The sequence below is a fragment of the Kluyvera intermedia genome, from assembly GCF_021440345.1.
GTDB classification, from domain to species: Bacteria; Pseudomonadota; Gammaproteobacteria; order Enterobacterales; family Enterobacteriaceae; genus Kluyvera; species Kluyvera intermedia_A.
Genome location: NZ_JAKCNS010000050.1, coordinates 24084 through 40290 on the forward strand (window position 1 = coordinate 24084; position 16207 = coordinate 40290).

15 protein-coding genes are annotated in these 16207 nt (G+C 57.1%); 14 read left to right on the forward strand and 1 reads right to left on the reverse strand.

Annotated elements, in window-relative coordinates; translation table 11 throughout:
• Positions 1-30 precede the first annotated feature (30 nt).
• The 7 genes from LZ634_RS15595 (at position 31) to cyoE (ending at position 7389) form a co-directional block, all read left to right on the forward strand.
• Positions 31-609, forward strand: coding sequence for a lipoprotein (locus LZ634_RS15595; RefSeq protein WP_234506920.1), 579 nt, complete (start codon positions 31-33; stop codon positions 607-609).
• Positions 610-654: 45 nt separating this feature from the next.
• Positions 655-2130, forward strand: coding sequence for a muropeptide MFS transporter AmpG (ampG, locus tag LZ634_RS15600; protein WP_234506922.1), 1476 nt, complete (start codon positions 655-657; stop codon positions 2128-2130).
• A 471-nt stretch (positions 2131-2601) separates the two neighbouring features.
• Positions 2602-3549, forward strand: coding sequence for a cytochrome o ubiquinol oxidase subunit II (gene cyoA, locus LZ634_RS15605; RefSeq protein WP_234506925.1), 948 nt, complete (start codon positions 2602-2604; stop codon positions 3547-3549).
• 19 nt (positions 3550-3568) lie between these two features.
• The gene (gene cyoB / locus LZ634_RS15610; RefSeq protein WP_234506927.1) at positions 3569-5560 is read left to right on the forward strand and encodes a cytochrome o ubiquinol oxidase subunit I; all 1992 of its coding nucleotides are present in this window, start codon (positions 3569-3571) and stop codon (positions 5558-5560) included.
• On the forward strand, positions 5550-6161 hold the full coding sequence (locus LZ634_RS15615) for a cytochrome o ubiquinol oxidase subunit III (protein ID WP_052283865.1): 612 nt from the start codon (positions 5550-5552) through the stop codon (positions 6159-6161). Before cyoB ends, LZ634_RS15615 begins: the two co-directional genes overlap by 11 nt.
• Positions 6161-6490, forward strand: a complete 330-nt coding sequence (locus LZ634_RS15620; RefSeq protein ID WP_052283866.1) for a cytochrome o ubiquinol oxidase subunit IV — start codon at positions 6161-6163, stop codon at positions 6488-6490. The genes LZ634_RS15615 and LZ634_RS15620 overlap by 1 nt, the downstream gene beginning before the upstream one ends.
• 11 nt (positions 6491-6501) lie before the next feature.
• Entirely contained in the window at positions 6502-7389 is an 888-nt protein-coding gene (gene cyoE / locus LZ634_RS15625; protein WP_234506929.1) for a heme o synthase, read from the forward strand.
• Between the two features lie 51 nt (positions 7390-7440).
• On the opposite strand, the gene LZ634_RS15630 is transcribed toward cyoE, so the two are convergent.
• The gene (locus LZ634_RS15630; RefSeq protein ID WP_234506931.1) at positions 7441-8199 is read right to left on the reverse strand and encodes an IclR family transcriptional regulator C-terminal domain-containing protein; all 759 of its coding nucleotides are present in this window, start codon (positions 8197-8199) and stop codon (positions 7441-7443) included.
• Between the two features lie 152 nt (positions 8200-8351).
• Here LZ634_RS15630 and LZ634_RS15635 point away from each other — a divergent pair, with 152 nt between their 5' ends.
• The 7 genes from LZ634_RS15635 to LZ634_RS15665 all read left to right on the forward strand — a co-directional run bounded on the left by LZ634_RS15635 (position 8352) and on the right by LZ634_RS15665 (position 16165).
• Complete coding sequence (locus tag LZ634_RS15635; RefSeq protein ID WP_234506933.1) at positions 8352-9173, forward strand: shikimate dehydrogenase family protein; 822 nt, start codon at positions 8352-8354, stop codon at positions 9171-9173.
• On the forward strand, positions 9170-10864 hold the full coding sequence (locus LZ634_RS15640; protein ID WP_234506936.1) for an FAD-dependent oxidoreductase: 1695 nt from the start codon (positions 9170-9172) through the stop codon (positions 10862-10864). The genes LZ634_RS15635 and LZ634_RS15640 overlap by 4 nt, the downstream gene beginning before the upstream one ends.
• Positions 10861-11181, forward strand: a complete 321-nt coding sequence (locus LZ634_RS15645; RefSeq protein ID WP_015965584.1) for an NIPSNAP family protein — start codon at positions 10861-10863, stop codon at positions 11179-11181. Before LZ634_RS15640 ends, LZ634_RS15645 begins: the two co-directional genes overlap by 4 nt.
• Before the next feature lie 11 nt (positions 11182-11192).
• The gene (locus LZ634_RS15650) at positions 11193-12887 is read left to right on the forward strand and encodes an FAD-dependent oxidoreductase (protein ID WP_234506938.1); all 1695 of its coding nucleotides are present in this window, start codon (positions 11193-11195) and stop codon (positions 12885-12887) included.
• Positions 12888-12967: 80 nt separating this feature from the next.
• On the forward strand, positions 12968-13771 hold the full coding sequence (locus LZ634_RS15655) for a sugar phosphate isomerase/epimerase family protein (protein ID WP_234506939.1): 804 nt from the start codon (positions 12968-12970) through the stop codon (positions 13769-13771).
• A gap of 13 nt (positions 13772-13784) precedes the next feature.
• Positions 13785-15149: an MFS transporter gene (locus tag LZ634_RS15660; protein WP_234506941.1), complete on the forward strand. Its 1365-nt coding sequence runs from the start codon at positions 13785-13787 to the stop codon at positions 15147-15149.
• Positions 15146-16165, forward strand: coding sequence for a Gfo/Idh/MocA family protein (locus LZ634_RS15665; RefSeq protein ID WP_234506943.1), 1020 nt, complete (start codon positions 15146-15148; stop codon positions 16163-16165). Before LZ634_RS15660 ends, LZ634_RS15665 begins: the two co-directional genes overlap by 4 nt.
• The last annotated feature ends 42 nt before the right edge of the window (positions 16166-16207 follow it).

The window sequence follows — 16207 nt, forward strand, 5'->3', positions numbered from 1 at the left end:
CAGTAAACAATGCGTTTTGAGACCCCTAACATGTTAAAAAAAATCCTCTTCCCTTTGGTTGCACTGTTTATGTTGTCAGGATGCGTAACGCCCCCGACTACCGTTGACGTGTCGCCTAAAATTGCTCTGCCACAGCAGGATCCAAGCCTGATGGGCGTCACCGTCAGCATCAATGGCGCTGACCAGCGTCAGGATCAGGCGCTGGCAAAAGTGACCCGCAACAACCAGCTGGTGACTCTCACCGCCTCTCGCGATCTGCGCTTCCTGATGCAAGAAGTGCTCGAAAAACAGATGGCTGCACGCGGCTATATGATTGGCCCTAACGGTGCGGCTAATCTGCAGATTATCGTAAACCAGCTGTATGCGGACGTTTCCCAGGGCAACGTGCGTTACAACATCAATACCAAAGCGGATATCGCTATCATCGCGACCGCGGCAAACGGTAACAAGATGACCAAAAACTACCGTTCGAACTATTCCGTTGAGGGCGCATTCCAGGCCTCTAACAAGAATATCTCCGACACGGTTGATAGCGTACTCAGTGATACCATCGCGGATATGTCCCAGGACACTACCATCCACGACTTTATCAAGCAAAACGCACGCTAATCTCGTCACAGGCCCGGCTTATGCCGGGTCTGAACGTTAAAGCCCATGTCTAATCACTATCTGCGAATTTTTCAGCAACCAAAATCAGCCATTCTGCTGATTCTTGGCTTTGCCTCCGGTTTGCCGCTTGCCCTGACCTCCGGGACGCTGCAGGCGTGGATGACGGTCGAGAATATCGATCTGAAAACCATCGGTTTCTTTTCGCTGGTCGGACAGGCCTACGTTTTTAAGTTTCTTTGGTCACCGGTGATGGACCGCTACACGCCGCCGTTTTTAGGGCGTCGTCGCGGCTGGCTGTTGGCCACTCAATGTTTATTGCTCATTGCTATAGCGGCGATGGGCTTTCTTGAACCTTCGTCACAGCTGCGCTGGATGGCCGCGCTGGCGGTGGTTATCGCCTTTTGCTCCGCGTCCCAGGATATTGTCTTTGACGCCTGGAAAACCGACGTATTACCGACGGAAGAACGCGGTGCCGGTGCCGCCATCAGCGTGCTGGGCTACCGCCTGGGGATGCTGGTCTCCGGTGGTTTAGCGCTGTGGCTGGCGGATAAATGGCTCGGCTGGCAGGGCATGTACTGGCTGATGGCCGCGCTGCTGGTCCCTTGTATTATCGCCACCCTACTCGCCCCTGAACCCAGCGATGTTATTCCGGTTCCCAAAAGTCTGGAACAGGCGGTCGTCGCGCCGCTGAAAGATTTCTTCGGTCGTAACAACGCCTGGCTTATCCTGCTGCTGATTGTGATGTACAAGCTCGGCGATGCTTTTGCCATGAGCCTGACCACCACCTTTTTGATTCGCGGCGTAGGCTTTGATGCCGGCCAGGTCGGCATGGTCAATAAAACCCTCGGCCTATTCGCCACCATTCTCGGTGCGCTGTACGGCGGGGTACTGATGCAGCGCCTGACGCTCTTTCGCGCGCTGCTGATCTTCGGCATTTTACAGGGTGTCTCCAACGCCGGTTATTGGATGCTGTCGATCACTGACAAACATATCTACTCCATGGCGGCGGCGGTGTTCTTTGAAAACCTGTGCGGCGGCATGGGGACAGCGGCGTTTGTCGCGCTGCTGATGACCTTATGTAACAAATCCTTCTCCGCCACCCAGTTCGCCCTGCTGTCGGCGCTGTCCGCCGTCGGGCGCGTTTACGTCGGGCCCATTGCCGGCTGGTTCGTTGAAGCCCACGGCTGGCCGACGTTTTATCTGTTCTCCGTCATTGCCGCCATACCGGGCATTTTACTGCTGCTGGTTTGTCGCCGGACGCTGGAATACACCCAGCAAACCGAACAGTTTATGCCGCGAAATAGCTACAGCGGCGGCTATCGTTTTGCCCTGCGTTTACTGCTGGTTGGCGTTGCCTTATTGGGCATCTGGCTGCTGATGATCGTCAGCGATGCGCTGAATTTCACCGCGTTGACCTGGTCAGGATTTATGCTTGAGGCAGGAGTTCTGGTGGCCTTTGCCGGGATCGTATTTGGCTGCCTGTTGGATTATCTGGCATTACGCAAAACGCAGTTTCGATGAATACGTAAAAAATACGACTAATACGCTGTAGTTACGATACGTAATAATAACGACTGCAGCGTAAATAAAAAAAATATTTGTGCTTTTGTGCGCTTTAGAATTCTGGAAATTATTGGAACGTCTTAACTGTGCTTTATTTCATTAACCGATTCAGCACGATGGCAATTAATTTTTCGTTTTCTAATTGTCTATTATTTGATGATTAATTGTTAATTATTTGTATATTTTTGGCAATGGTTATACCAATTGCCCTGTTTGCCTCCACCTCAATCCCCATTTCGTTATAACACCCGCCGCATGGGCTTCCCGCCTGAAAAATAGACATATTTGGCAACATCTGTGACAGGTACGGCAGAACCCGGTAACACATAACTGACAGAGCACCAATGATGTTTACAGTAATGTAACCTTCCCGTAAAATGCCCCCACACTTTAAACGCCACCAACACCCCGTGGAATTGAGGTCGTTACATGAGACTCAGGAAATACAATAAAAACTTGGGATGGTTGTCATTAATCGCCAGCACTGTATTACTCAGTGGTTGTGATTCTGCGCTACTTGACCCCAAAGGACAGATTGGACTGGAGCAGCGTTCGCTGATACTGACGGCTTTTGGCCTGATGATGATCGTCGTGATTCCGGCCGTCTTAATGGCCGTTGGTTTCGCCTGGAAGTACCGTGCGAGCAATAAAGATGCGAAGTATAGCCCTAACTGGTCACACTCCAACAAAGTTGAAGCTGTGGTCTGGACAGTGCCAATTCTTATCATCGTCTTCCTCGCCGTACTGACCTGGAAAACCACACACTCTTTAGAACCGAGCAAACCGCTGGTTCATGACGAGAAACCTATCACTATCGAAGTAGTTTCCATGGACTGGAAATGGTTCTTCATCTACCCGGAGCAGGGCATTGCTACCGTTAACGAAATCGCTTTCCCAGCGAACGTTCCGGTGCAGTTCAAAGTGACCTCCAACTCCGTGATGAACTCCTTCTTTATCCCGCGTCTGGGCAGCCAGATTTACGCCATGGCCGGTATGCAGACCAACCTGCATCTTATCGCTAACGAAGCGGGTACCTACGACGGTATCTCCGCAAGTTATAGCGGCCCGGGCTTCTCTGGTATGAAGTTCAAAGCCATTGCTACGCCGGATCGTGCCACATTCGATCAGTGGGTCGCTAAAGCGAAACAATCTTCGAACACCATGGATGACATGGCGGCATTCGAGAAAGTGGCTGCACCGAGCGAATACAACAAGGTGGAGTACTTCTCCAGCGTGAAACCAGATTTGTTTAAAGCAGTAACAAGCAAATTTATGGATCACGGCAAGGGCATGGACATGTCCAAATCTGAAGGCGAACACGCATCGCACGAAGGTATGGAAGGCATGGACATGAACCACGCGGAATCCGCTCACTAAGGGGCCGAGGAAGAAAACGATGTTCGGAAAATTGACACTGGATGCAGTGCCGTTCCATGAACCTATTGTCATGGTTACGGTCGCTGCCATTATCATCGGTGGTCTGGCGTTACTCGCCTTGATCACTTACTTCGGTAAGTGGTCCTACCTATGGAATGAGTGGCTGACTTCGGTTGACCACAAAAGACTCGGCATCATGTATGTCATCGTCGCTATCGTCATGCTGCTGCGTGGCTTTGCCGATGCCGTCATGATGCGTAGCCAGCAGGTGCTGGCCTCCGCCGGGGAAGCAGGGTTCCTGCCGCCTCATCACTACGACCAGATCTTTACCGCCCATGGCGTTATCATGATCTTCTTCGTAGCGATGCCGTTCGTTATCGGTCTGATGAACCTTGTGGTTCCTCTGCAGATCGGTGCGCGCGACGTGGCATTCCCGTTCCTGAACAACCTGAGCTTCTGGTTCACCGTTGTCGGCGTTATTCTGGTTAACCTGTCTCTGGGCGTGGGTGAGTTTGCTCAGACCGGTTGGCTGGCGTATCCACCGCTCTCGGGAATTGAATACAGTCCGGGCGTCGGCGTTGATTACTGGATTTGGGCGCTTCAGCTCTCCGGTATCGGTACCACCCTGACCGGTATTAACTTCTTCGTGACCATCATCAAGATGCGTGCACCAGGTATGACGATGTTCAAGATGCCGGTATTTACCTGGGCATCTCTGTGCGCCAACATCCTGATTATCGCCTCCTTCCCAATTCTGACGGTTACCGTCGCGCTGCTGACCCTGGATCGCTATCTGGGCACCCATTTCTTTACCAACGATATGGGCGGCAACATGATGATGTACATCAACCTGATTTGGGCCTGGGGTCACCCGGAAGTGTACATTCTGGTACTGCCAGTCTTCGGCGTGTTCTCCGAAGTCGCAGCAACCTTCTCGCGTAAACGCCTGTTTGGCTACACCTCACTGGTGTGGGCAACCGTGTGTATTACCATCCTGTCGTTCATCGTTTGGCTGCACCACTTCTTCACCATGGGTGCTGGCGCGAACGTAAACGCCTTCTTCGGTATTACCACGATGATTATCGCCATCCCTACCGGGGTGAAGATCTTCAACTGGCTGTTCACCATGTATCAGGGCCGCATCGTCTTTAACTCTGCGATGCTGTGGACCATCGGCTTTATCGTGACCTTCTCGGTTGGCGGTATGACCGGCGTTCTGCTGGCGGTTCCTGGCGCTGACTTCGTGCTGCACAACAGTCTGTTCCTGATTGCCCACTTCCATAACGTCATCATCGGCGGCGTGGTCTTCGGTTGCTTCGCAGGTCTGACCTACTGGTGGCCAAAAGCCTTCGGCTTCACCCTGAACGAAACCTGGGGTAAACGCGCGTTCTGGCTGTGGATCATCGGCTTCTTCGTGGCATTTATGCCGCTGTACGTGCTGGGCTTCATGGGGATGACCCGTCGTCTGAGCCAGCAGATTGATCCGCAGTTCCACCCAATGCTGGTTGTTGCAGCATGCGGTGCAGCGCTGATTGCCTGCGGTATCCTCTGCCAGCTGATTCAGTTCTACGTGTCTATCCGTGACCGCGAGCAAAACCGCGATCTGACCGGTGACCCGTGGGGCGGCCGTACGCTGGAGTGGGCAACCTCTTCCCCGCCTCCGTTCTATAACTTTGCCATTGTGCCGCAGATCCACGAACGCGATGCATTCTGGGAAATGAAAGAAAAAGGCGAAGCGTACAAACAGCCAACTCAGTATGAAGAAATTCATATGCCGAAAAACAGCGGCGCCGGCATCGTGATTGCCGCCTTCGCAACGGTATTTGGTTTCGCCATGATCTGGCATATCTGGTGGCTGGCGATTGCAAGCTTTGCTGGCATCGTTATCACCTGGATTATCAAGAGCTTTGACGAGGACGTGGATTACTACGTGCCGGTTGCAGAAGTCGAAAAACTGGAAAATCAGCATTTCGATGAGATTCATAAGGCAGGGCTGAAAAATGGCAACTGATACTCTGGCGCATAACGCCCACGCGCACGAACATGGGCATCACGATACAGGGCCGATGAAGATCTTCGGCTTCTGGATCTACCTGATGAGCGACTGCATTATCTTCGCCAGTCTGTTCGCAACCTATGCCGTTCTGGTGAACGGCACAGCGGGCGGCCCGACCGGTAAAGATATCTTTGAACTGCCGTTCGTTCTGGTTGAAACCGCACTGCTGCTGTTCAGCTCCATCACCTACGGCATGGCGGCTATCGCCATGTACAAAAACAACAAGAGCCAGGTTGTTTCCTGGCTGGCGCTGACCTTCCTCTTCGGGGCAGGGTTTATCGCGATGGAAATCTATGAATTCCATCACCTGATTGTTGAAGGTATGGGTCCGGATCGCAGCGGCTTCCTGTCAGCGTTCTTCGCCCTGGTAGGTACCCACGGTCTGCACGTGACTTCCGGTCTTATCTGGATGGCAGTGCTGATGGTGCAGGTATCCCGTCGCGGCCTGACCAGCACTAACCGTACCCGTATCCTGTGCCTGAGCCTGTTCTGGCACTTCCTGGACGTGGTATGGATCTGTGTGTTCTCCGTTGTTTACCTGATGGGGGCAATGTAATGAGTCATTCTAACGATCACAGCGGCGCTTCCCACGGCAGCGTGAAGTCCTACATGACAGGATTTATCCTGTCTATCATCCTGACGGTCATTCCGTTCTGGATGGTGATGACAGGCAGCGCGTCGCATGCGGTAATTCTGGGGACCATTCTGGTCACCGCTGTGGTGCAGATCCTGGTACACCTGGTGTACTTCCTGCACATGAACAGCAAGTCTGACGAAGGCTGGAACCTGACCGCGTTTGTCTTTACCGTGATAATCATTGCCATCGTGGTGGTAGGTTCAATCTGGATTATGTGGAACCTGAACTACAACATGATGGTTCACTAAGAGCGGCGAGTATGTTTAAGCGATACCTGCAAGTTACGAAGCCTGGCATCATTTTTGGCAACCTGATCTCCGTGATCGGCGGTTTCCTGCTGGCCTCCAAAGGCCACATCGATTACCCGCTGTTCGCCTGGACGCTCATCGGTGTGTCTCTGGTGGTCGCCTCGGGTTGTGTTTTCAACAACTACATCGATCGTGACATCGACCGTAAGATGGAACGTACGAAGAACCGAGTGCTGGTTAAGGGATTAATTGCGCCAAAAACGTCGCTGGTCTACGCCACCTTGCTGGGTCTCGCTGGCTTCATGCTGCTGTGGTTCGGCGCCAATCCCCTCGCCTGCTGGCTGGGGGTGATGGGGTTTGTGGTTTATGTCGGCGTTTACAGCCTGTACATGAAGCGCCACTCCGTCTACGGCACCCTGATTGGGTCTCTCTCCGGCGCTGCGCCGCCGGTGATTGGCTACTGTGCCGTAACCGGTGACTTCGACAGCGGCGCGTTGATTCTGCTGGCTATTTTCAGCCTGTGGCAGATGCCTCACTCCTACGCTATCGCGATTTTCCGCTTCAAGGATTATCAGGCAGCGAATATTCCGGTTCTGCCGGTGGTGAAAGGCATCTCGGTGGCGAAAAACCACATCACGCTGTACATCGTGGCCTTTGCTGTCGCTACGCTGATGCTAACTCTGGGCGGCTACGCAGGTTATAAATACCTGATTGTTGCGGCTGCGGTCAGCGTCTGGTGGTTAGGCATGGCGCTGCGCGGTTACAAAGTGGAAGATGATAAGGTCTGGGCGCGCAAGCTGTTCGGTTTCTCTATCATCGCCATTACCGCGCTTTCCGTGATGATGTCCGTCGATTTCATGGTGCCGAATTCGCAGAACCTGCTGACTTACGTCTGGTAAGGTTTGCTCGGTGTAAAAAAACCCGCTTCGGCGGGTTTTTTATTATCTGAATTACGCCACCAGCATCGCCTGCGCGCTATAGAGCAGATCCAGATGATTGCGGCACATCGCCTCCAGCGAAGTCCGCGACTGATGGCTGGTCAGGCTCAGCGCCCCCCAATATAGCCCTTCCCTGTCCGCCAGCGGCACTGCCACCACCAGCATGCCAATTTCAAACTCCTGCTCAATGGTGGCATATCCCTGTTGACGAACCAGCGCAATCCGTTCCATTAAGGTGGCAATATCGATAACCGTGTACGGTGTTCTCTGTTCGCGAGTGACCCGCTGGAGCACCGCTTCGCACTCCGACTCCGGTAGCGATGCCAGCCACAGTCGCCCCCCGGCGGTGCAGTGTATCGGCACGCGCTCGCCCAGACGTACCGAGGTCGAGTTGAACGGCGTGTGCTTACTGCGGGCAATGTAGACCAGTTCGTTATCATCAATCACGCCAACGGACGCATGCTCCTCCGCCCGGCTGGCGACGTACTCCACGATCGGCCGCACCATCCGCGGAAACTGCGCCGAATCCACATAGGCCTGCCCCAGGCGCAAATTTTTAGCCGTCAGCCAGTAGTAGCGCCCGTCGGTATCCAGATACCCGTCGTGTACCAACGTGAGGAAAAAACGGCGGGCGGCGCTTTGCGTCAGGCCGCTCATTTTTGCCGCCTGCGGTACCGTTAAGCGGGGATTCGCCTTCGAGAAAAGCTGGATCAGCGCCAGCCCTTTTTGCAGCCCGACGATCAGATCGCGCTGATGAATCTCGTTTTGCATAGTTGTTCACACTTTTGCAACATGAAAGGTCGATTACTGCGATTATCGCACTGTCGGTGCGATTAACAACCAACCCGTCCGAATTCTGCGTTGTCGCTCACCGCTTCCATTGAAATACTCAAGCAACAGTTAGTTAACAATTGAGGTGAGAAATGGTCAGCGGATTTACTCAGGTCGTCGCCGTTATCGGGCACCCTATTACTCAGGTGAAATCACCGGATAACTTTAACCACTACTTCGCCAGCCAGAACATGGACAAGGTCATGATCCCGGTGGATATCGCCCCGGAAGCGGTCGCTGACTATCTGAACACCCTGCGCGGCTGGCATAACATGAGCGGCATTTTGGTTACCGTTCCGCATAAACAGCGGGTTGCCGGACTCCTCGACCTTCTGACGCCGCGCGCCCGCCATCTGAATGCGGTCAACTGCGTGCGCAAGCTGCCTGACGGGCGTTTAGAGGGCGACATGCTGGACGGCGTTGGGTTCCAGCGCGCGGCGCAGGCCCATGGCTTCGAAGCCGCAGGTAAGCGCGCCCTGCTCTCCGGCTGCGGCGGCGTCGGGAGCGCCATCGCCTGGGGTCTGTGCGAAGCGGGCATTGACACGCTGGCGCTGTACGACCGCGACGACGCTAGCCGTCAGCGCCTGGAAAACCGTCTGGCGACCCACTTTCCGACCGTACACCTGACGACGTTGCCCGCCTCACTGGCTGAGTTCGATCTGCTGGTCAATGGCTCCCCGGCGGGTATGGCGGGCTTTGATGAACTCCCGTTGACGCCGGATCTACTGGCAACGCTCACGACGAAAACCCACGTCGCCGATGTCGTGACTGCACCGGTGATCACGCCGCTACTGGCGTTTGCCCGCGAACGTGGATGCCGTACGCAGACCGGCCCTGAAATGGCGCTGGCACAAATGCATCTGATGGGTGAATTCATTGGCGCTCTCCCACAACCGCAAGAGGCTACCGCATGAAAAGCTGGGATGTCATCGTCATCGGCAGCGGGGCTGCGGGCTTTGCCGCTGCCGTCACCGCCTGCTGCAAAGGATTGTCTGTGCTGATGCTGGAGAAAGCCCCGCACTTTGGCGGCACCTCAGCGATTTCCGGCGGTGCAGTTTGGATTAACGATACCGATCAGGCGCGTAAGTTGGGTAAAAGCGGCAGCCCCGAAGAGATAAAAACCTATCTGCGCACCATCATCGGTGAAGCCAACTATCGCCCGGAGCTGGTGGAGGCGTTTGTGAACGCCGGGCGCGATGCGCTGGCGTTTCTGGAGCAAGAAGGTGCGGTGAAGTACAGCCTGCGCCCGCTGTCGCCGGACTATTACCCGGATGAACCCGGCGCGGTGGATGTTGGCCGCGCGCTGGAGGTTGTCGAGTACGACGGCCGCGAGCTGGGCGAGCATTTCCAGACTCTGCGCTCCCCGCCGCCGGGCATGCTGCTGTTTGGCGGCATGATGGTTAACCGCGTCGATATTCAACATTTCCTCGATATGCGTCGCTCATGGGCCTCTTTCCGCCACTGCGGCAAACTGCTGCTGCGCTACGGACGCGATCGTCTGCGCCATCACCGCGGTACCCGGCTGGCCATGGGCAATGCGCTGATCGCCCGTATGGCAACACTGGCGCTGCGCAAAGGCCTGGAATTACGTTTAAACGTGACGGTAAAGTCGCTCATCGAACATAACGGCCGGGTGACCGGCGTTGAGATTGAGCAAAACGGCGAGTCTGCCACGTTGCACGCTCGCCACGGCGTAGTGCTGGCGGCGGGCGGTTTCGCCGCTGGGCGCATCGCCCCGCAGTTCCGCCCGGCAACGCAACAGCATTACACCATGTCACCCGCGACCAACGACGGCGCGGCGTTCCAGCTCGGTCTGAGCGTGGATGCCAAACAGGGCGCTGACCTGCCCTCCAACTTTTTCTGGGCGCCCGTTTCCGTGCTGCGCCGCCCGGACGGCAGCGAAGAGCGCTTCCCGCATCTGGTGACCGACCGCGCCAAACCGGGCGTCATCGCCGTCAATCAGCGCGGCGTGCGCTTCGTCAACGAGTCAAACTCTTATCACCATTTTGTCAGCGCCATGCAGCAGCAGGCTGAAAACGCGCCGTGCTTTTTACTCTGCGATGCGCAGGCGCTGAAAAGCTACGGCCTGGGTCTGGCGCGTCCGGCGCCGGTCAACAACGATGCGCTGGTGAACGCGGGCTATTTGTATAAGGCACAGAGTTTGGGCGAACTCGCCCAGCAGCTAGGCGTTGATCCACAGTCGCTCGAGCAGACCGTCGCACGCTACAACCGGGACGCACAAAACGGCCACGATACGCAATTCAATAAAGGCGGCAACAGCTACAACCGCGCGATGGGTGATGCCGCCCACCAACCCAATGCCTGCAACGCACCGCTGGTCAATGCACCGTTTTACGCTATTAAAATTTTCACTGGCGATTTAGGCACTTCCCGCGGGCTGGTCACCACCGCCGACGCGCAGGTGGTGAATCAGCAGAGCGCACCTATCGGCGGGCTGTACGCCGTCGGCAACGATATGGACTCGATCATGGCGGGGACCTATCCCGGCCCCGGCATCACCCTCGGCCCGGCGCTGACCTTTGGCTACCTGGCCGCCGTTCACATGGCTCAACAATCCCCACTCACTTTCGGAGAAACCGCATGATTTACGAAAAACGCACCTACACCATCAATCCACTGAAAATGGCCGACTGGCTGGCGCTGTACAAAAGCGATGCCTACGCAGTACAGACCGAGCACCTGGGCAAACTGATTGGCTTCTTCTTTACCGAAATTGGGGTGGTCAATCAGGTGGTGCACATCTGGGCGTATGAAAGCCTTGATGACCGACTGGTTCGCCGTGGCCGTATGGCGCAGGACGAGCGCTGGTTGACGTTCTCACGTAAAAACCGCGAGCTGGCGGCGGTAGAGCGCCTGGAGTCGGTGCTGATGCGTCCGACCGACTTCTCGCCGCTGCAATAAGGAGTTCAACAATGAGCAGGCATGTTGAGGTGGATCTGCTGGTGGTTGGCTCCGGGGCGGCGGGGCTCGCCACTGCCGTCACCGCCGCGCTGCACGGCGCGCGCGTCCTGGTGGCGGAAAAAGAGTCGGTTATCGGCGGCACCAGCGCCTGGTCCGGCGGCTGGCTGTGGATCCCGCAAAATCCCCTTGCCCGTGAGGAAGGGATTATTGAAGACGACGCCGCACCGCTGGCCTATCTGCAAGCGGAAATGGGCGGTCTGGCCGCCGACGCACGCCTGCGCACCTTTTTACGCTACGGCCCGGAAATGGTGGAGTTTTTCCGCCAGAACACGGCGGTACAGTTCCTCTCCGGCACTAAAATGCCGGACTTTCACAACAGCCACGGTTTTGCCACCGGCGGGCGCTCCGTCACGGCGCAACCCTATGATGCCAGCGGATTAGGTGATTGGCTTCATCGCCTGCGCCCGCCTCTGGAGACTATCAGCCTGGCGGGAATGGGCATTGCCGGAGGCGCGGATATGGCGCACTTCTTTAACGCCACCCGTTCACCGCGTTCAGCGCTGTACGCCAGCCGCCGTTTGATACGCCACGGTTGGCAGCGCTTGCGCTATGGGCGCGGCCGTCATCTGGTTAACGGCAATGCGCTCATGGCACGCCTGCTGCGTTCTGCGCTAGACGCCGATGTCCGTTTTCAACTCAACGCCCCGGTCTCTCGGCTACTTGAAGACGAAAATGGCGTGGCCGGCGCGATCCTCGCTGGCGATGAGGGCGATATTCAGGTCAACGCCCGCGCGGTTGTGCTGGCCTGCGGCGGTTTCCCGCACGACAAACAGCGTCTGGCGGAGAACGTGGCTCACGCGCGTCAGGGCTATGGCCACTTTTCTGCCGCTCCACCGGGCAATCAGGGCGATGGCATTCGGCTGGGTGAAACCGTCGGCGGGCAGTTCGATACCACGTTGAAAAACGCCATGGCCTGGGCGCCCGTTTCGCGCGTGCTGTCCGCCAGCGGGCTACAGCTGGCGTTTCCTCATCTGGTCGAGCGCGCCAAGCCGGGCTTTCTTGCCGTACGCCCAAACGGCAAGCGTTTCGTCAACGAAGCCGACTCCTACCATGACTTTATCGCGGCGCTGATTGATGCCACGCCGGAGGGCGAACAGCCGCAGGCCTGGCTTATCGCCGACAGCCGCGCGCTGCATCGCTACGGTCTGGGGCATGCGCGCCCGACGCCGTTCCCGGTCGAAGCCTGGCTGCGTACCGGCTATCTGCAAAGCGCGACAACGCTCGAAGCGCTGGCAGAAAAATGCGGCATTGACCGCGCAGAACTCAGCGCTACCGTCGCACGCTTCAACGGTTTCGCCCATCAGGGACGCGATGATGATTTCCAGCGCGGGGCCTCAGCCTACAACTGCGCACAGGGCGACGCCCGGCATCAGCCCAACCCGACGCTGGGCGCGCTGGAAGATGCGCCGTACTACGCCGTGCGCATTCTCCCCGGTTCACTCGGCTCCTTTAGCGGCCTGAAAACCGATGAACAGGCGCGTGTGCTCAATGCCGAACAACGGCCCATTCCCGGCCTCTTCGCCGTGGGGAACGATATGTCGAGCGTGATGCAGGGGTACTACCCCAGCGGCGGCATCACGCTGGGCCCTGCCATGACCTTTGGTTATCTGGTAGGGAAAAACCTGTCCGCATCGCTGAATAACTAAAAAAACACCTACGCATTTTTGCCAACGGAAGGCGCCAAACATAACAAAAAAACCTTACCTGCAACCGTACTGGAGTCTTTATGAATATGCGTTCTCTGTCCCTTGCCGCACTCACGGTGCTCGACGTATCACCGCCCGAGCAGGTGCGTATCGCAGCCCTCACCGGCTACAGCCACGTTGGCCTTCGGCTACTGCCCGCGACCCCTGACGATCCCAATTACGACATGCTGGGCGATACTGCGACGGTACGCGAAACGCTCGCTGCCCTGCGCGATACCGGCATCCGCGTCTCCGACGTTGAGATTGTGCGTTTGACGCCGGACTTCAGCCTTGATGCGCTACAGCCCTTCCTTGAAACCGCCGCCCGGCTGGAAGCCCAGCAGGTGCTGGTGGCCGGAAATGATGGCGATATACGACGTAGTGCGGATAACCTGGCTCGACTGGCGCAGGCCGGTGCAGCCTACGGCCTGACCATGAATCTGGAACCGATGCCCTGGACGCAGATTCGTACCCTCGCCGATGCCCAGAAGCTGATTAACGCCAGCGGCCAAAGCAACGTTGGCATTCTGGTCGATGCCATTCACTTCTGGCGCGCAGGGGAATCGCTGGACTCCCTGAAGGCTCTTACCCCACAACAGCTCAACTATATGCAGCTGTGCGATGCCCCGGCGTTAATTCCTACCGATACGCAAGAGCTTATCTACCAGGCCCGCTGTGCGCGTCAGGTACTGGGTGAAGGCGGGTTGGATCTACGCGGCCTGATGGCGGCGCTGCCCGCCACGCTACCGGTATCGGTGGAAGTCCCGCTGGCCGGTACTCAAGGGGCGCTGCCAGCCCAACAACGCGCCCAGCTGCTGTTTAACGCTGCACAATCCTTCCTGTAAACAGGAGCTCGCTATGTCACAGACTCAACGCCTGGATGTCAGAGAACTCATTAACACCAACCCGCTCAGCCGTTACCAGAAACTGGTGATTTTCCTGGGTTTCTGCGTGATTGCGCTCGACGGATTCGATATCGCCATCATGGGCTTTATCGCCCCCACGCTGAAGCAGGAATGGGGCGTCAGCAACCATGAACTCGGCTTTGTGATCAGCACGGCGCTGATTGGCCTCGCCCTCGGCGCGCTTTTTTCCGGGCCGCTTGCCGACTGGCTGGGGCGCAAAAAAATCATCATTAACAGCGTCTTTTTCTTTGGCTTCTGGACCATTGCCACCGCCTTTTCGCAAAACATTGAGCAGATGATTTTCTTCCGCTTTATGACCGGGCTGGGGCTGGGGGCCGCGATGCCGAATATGAGCACGCTGGTGTCGGAGTATGCGCCGGAGCGCCAGCGCTCGTTTATTATCACCGTGATTTTCTGCGGCTTTACCTTTGGCGCCGCCGTTGGTGGATTTGCCGCCTCGTGGCTGATCCCCCAGTTCGGCTGGCATTCACTGATGGCGCTGGGCGGGATTTTGCCGCTGCTGTTTGCGCCTCTCCTTATCTGGAAACTACCGGAGTCGGCGCGTTTTCTGGTGATCAAACAGGCCCCAGTCGCCCGCATTCACGCCATTTTGCAGCGTTGTTACCCCGGACAAGTGAGCGAAAACGTCAGCTTTATCCTGCCCCAGCAGCCAATTAAAAGCAGCGCCATGCGCATCGTGTTGTCGCGCGACTATTTGTTCGGCTCGCTGATGCTGTGGCTGATCTATTTTATGGGGCTGTTTCTGGTCTATATCCTCGGCAGCTGGCTGCCGACGCTGGTGAAAGAGATTGGCCTGACGGTTAGCCAGGCCGCCATCATGACCGCGCTGTATCAGGCCGGGGGCACCGTCGGTTCGCTGTTTGCCGGCTGGCTGATGGATAAAATCAACCCACACCGGGCGCTGGGGATTATTTATGCCGTCGGCGGTCTGTTCACCATGGCCATCGGCTACGCCGGGATTAACTTCCCGCTCCTGTGCTCTCTGGCCTTTGTCAGCGGCGCCTGTCTGAACGGGGCCAACACTGGAATGAACGCCCTGTCGGCGCGGTTTTACCCCACTCAGGCGCGAGCCACCGGCTCCAGTTGGATGCACGGCGTTGGTCGTATCGGGGCGATTCTGAGCGCCTTTGCGGGTGCCGAAATGCTGGCGATGGGGTTCGATTTCAGGTCGGTCTTCCTGATTCTGGGGATCCCGGCTGCGCTAACCATCCTCGGCCTCGCCGCCAAAAGCTATTGGGCCGCTGGTCCCGTCGAGACTAAACCCACCATCAGCGCATCGCTGAGGAGCCCATCATGAGCCGTATTCGTCTTGCCGTTATTGGTGCCGGCGCCATCGGGCGCAAACATATCGATGTGATCAATCAGGTTTCGCAGGCAGAGCTGGTCGCCATTGCCGACCCGTCACCGCAGGCCGAAGCGCTGGCGCAATCATTAGGCGTGGCGTGGTATGCCGACGTGGAAACCATGCTGGAGCAAGCGAAACCGCAGGGAGTGATTAATGCCACGCCAAACACCCTGCATGTCCCTTGCGCCATCGCCTGTATCGAGCGGGGGATTCCGGTGCTGGTGGAAAAGCCGGTCGCCGAGTCCCCGGAACGCGCGCAGGAACTGGTGTTGGCGGCACAAAAGCACGGCGTGCCGGTGCTGGTCGGCCATCATCGTCGGCATAATGCGCTAACCGCCGCGGCCAAGGCGCTGATTGATAGCGGTGAGCTGGGCAAAATTGTCGCGGTCTCCGCGCACTGGATTTTGCAAAAGCCCGACGACTATTTTGATGTCGCCTGGCGACGCGAGCCGGGTGCCGGGCCGCTGCTGGTCAACCTGGTCCACGATATTGACCTCCTGCGCTACCTGCTCGGCGAGATTGAAGAGGTGCAGGCGATGACCTCCAGCGCCACGCGCGGTTTTGCCAACGAAGACAGCGCGGTGGTGAACCTGCGTTTTGCCTGCGGTGCCTTGGGCAGCGCGGTGCTGAGCGATTGCGGCGTCAGCCCGTGGAGCTGGGAGATGAACTCGGCGGAAAACGCCATCTACGCCCATACGCCGGAGAACTGCTATCTGATTTCCGGCAGCAAGGGGGCGCTGGCGATTCCCCAAATGCGATGGTGGCGCTACGGCGAGCAAAGCGGCTGGCATGCGCCGCTGTTGCAGGAAACGCTCAACGTTGAGCCGATCGACCCGTTTATTTTGCAACTGCGCCATTTCCTGCAGGTTATACGCGGTGAGGCAGCCCCAATTATTGACGCCGCCGATGCGTTGCGTTCACTGGAAGTGATTGACGCAATTCGCCATATAGCCCCTAAAGCCGCGTAAATGCGCCCCTCCTCCGGCAGCAGCATTGCCGCCGGAGGAGGT

Coding starts and splice junctions, on each gene's coding strand:
- LZ634_RS15595 (WP_234506920.1), top strand. CDS start 31: ATGTTAAAAAAAATCCTCTTCCCTTTGGTTGCACTGTTTATGTTGTCA.
- ampG (WP_234506922.1), top strand. CDS start 655: ATGTCTAATCACTATCTGCGAATTTTTCAGCAACCAAAATCAGCCATT.
- cyoA (WP_234506925.1), top strand. CDS start 2,602: ATGAGACTCAGGAAATACAATAAAAACTTGGGATGGTTGTCATTAATC.
- cyoB (WP_234506927.1), top strand. CDS start 3,569: ATGTTCGGAAAATTGACACTGGATGCAGTGCCGTTCCATGAACCTATT.
- LZ634_RS15615 (WP_052283865.1), top strand. CDS start 5,550: ATGGCAACTGATACTCTGGCGCATAACGCCCACGCGCACGAACATGGG.
- LZ634_RS15620 (WP_052283866.1), top strand. CDS start 6,161: ATGAGTCATTCTAACGATCACAGCGGCGCTTCCCACGGCAGCGTGAAG.
- cyoE (WP_234506929.1), top strand. CDS start 6,502: ATGTTTAAGCGATACCTGCAAGTTACGAAGCCTGGCATCATTTTTGGC.
- LZ634_RS15630 (WP_234506931.1), bottom strand. CDS start 8,199: ATGCAAAACGAGATTCATCAGCGCGATCTGATCGTCGGGCTGCAAAAA.
- LZ634_RS15635 (WP_234506933.1), top strand. CDS start 8,352: ATGGTCAGCGGATTTACTCAGGTCGTCGCCGTTATCGGGCACCCTATT.
- LZ634_RS15640 (WP_234506936.1), top strand. CDS start 9,170: ATGAAAAGCTGGGATGTCATCGTCATCGGCAGCGGGGCTGCGGGCTTT.
- LZ634_RS15645 (WP_015965584.1), top strand. CDS start 10,861: ATGATTTACGAAAAACGCACCTACACCATCAATCCACTGAAAATGGCC.
- LZ634_RS15650 (WP_234506938.1), top strand. CDS start 11,193: ATGAGCAGGCATGTTGAGGTGGATCTGCTGGTGGTTGGCTCCGGGGCG.
- LZ634_RS15655 (WP_234506939.1), top strand. CDS start 12,968: ATGAATATGCGTTCTCTGTCCCTTGCCGCACTCACGGTGCTCGACGTA.
- LZ634_RS15660 (WP_234506941.1), top strand. CDS start 13,785: ATGTCACAGACTCAACGCCTGGATGTCAGAGAACTCATTAACACCAAC.
- LZ634_RS15665 (WP_234506943.1), top strand. CDS start 15,146: ATGAGCCGTATTCGTCTTGCCGTTATTGGTGCCGGCGCCATCGGGCGC.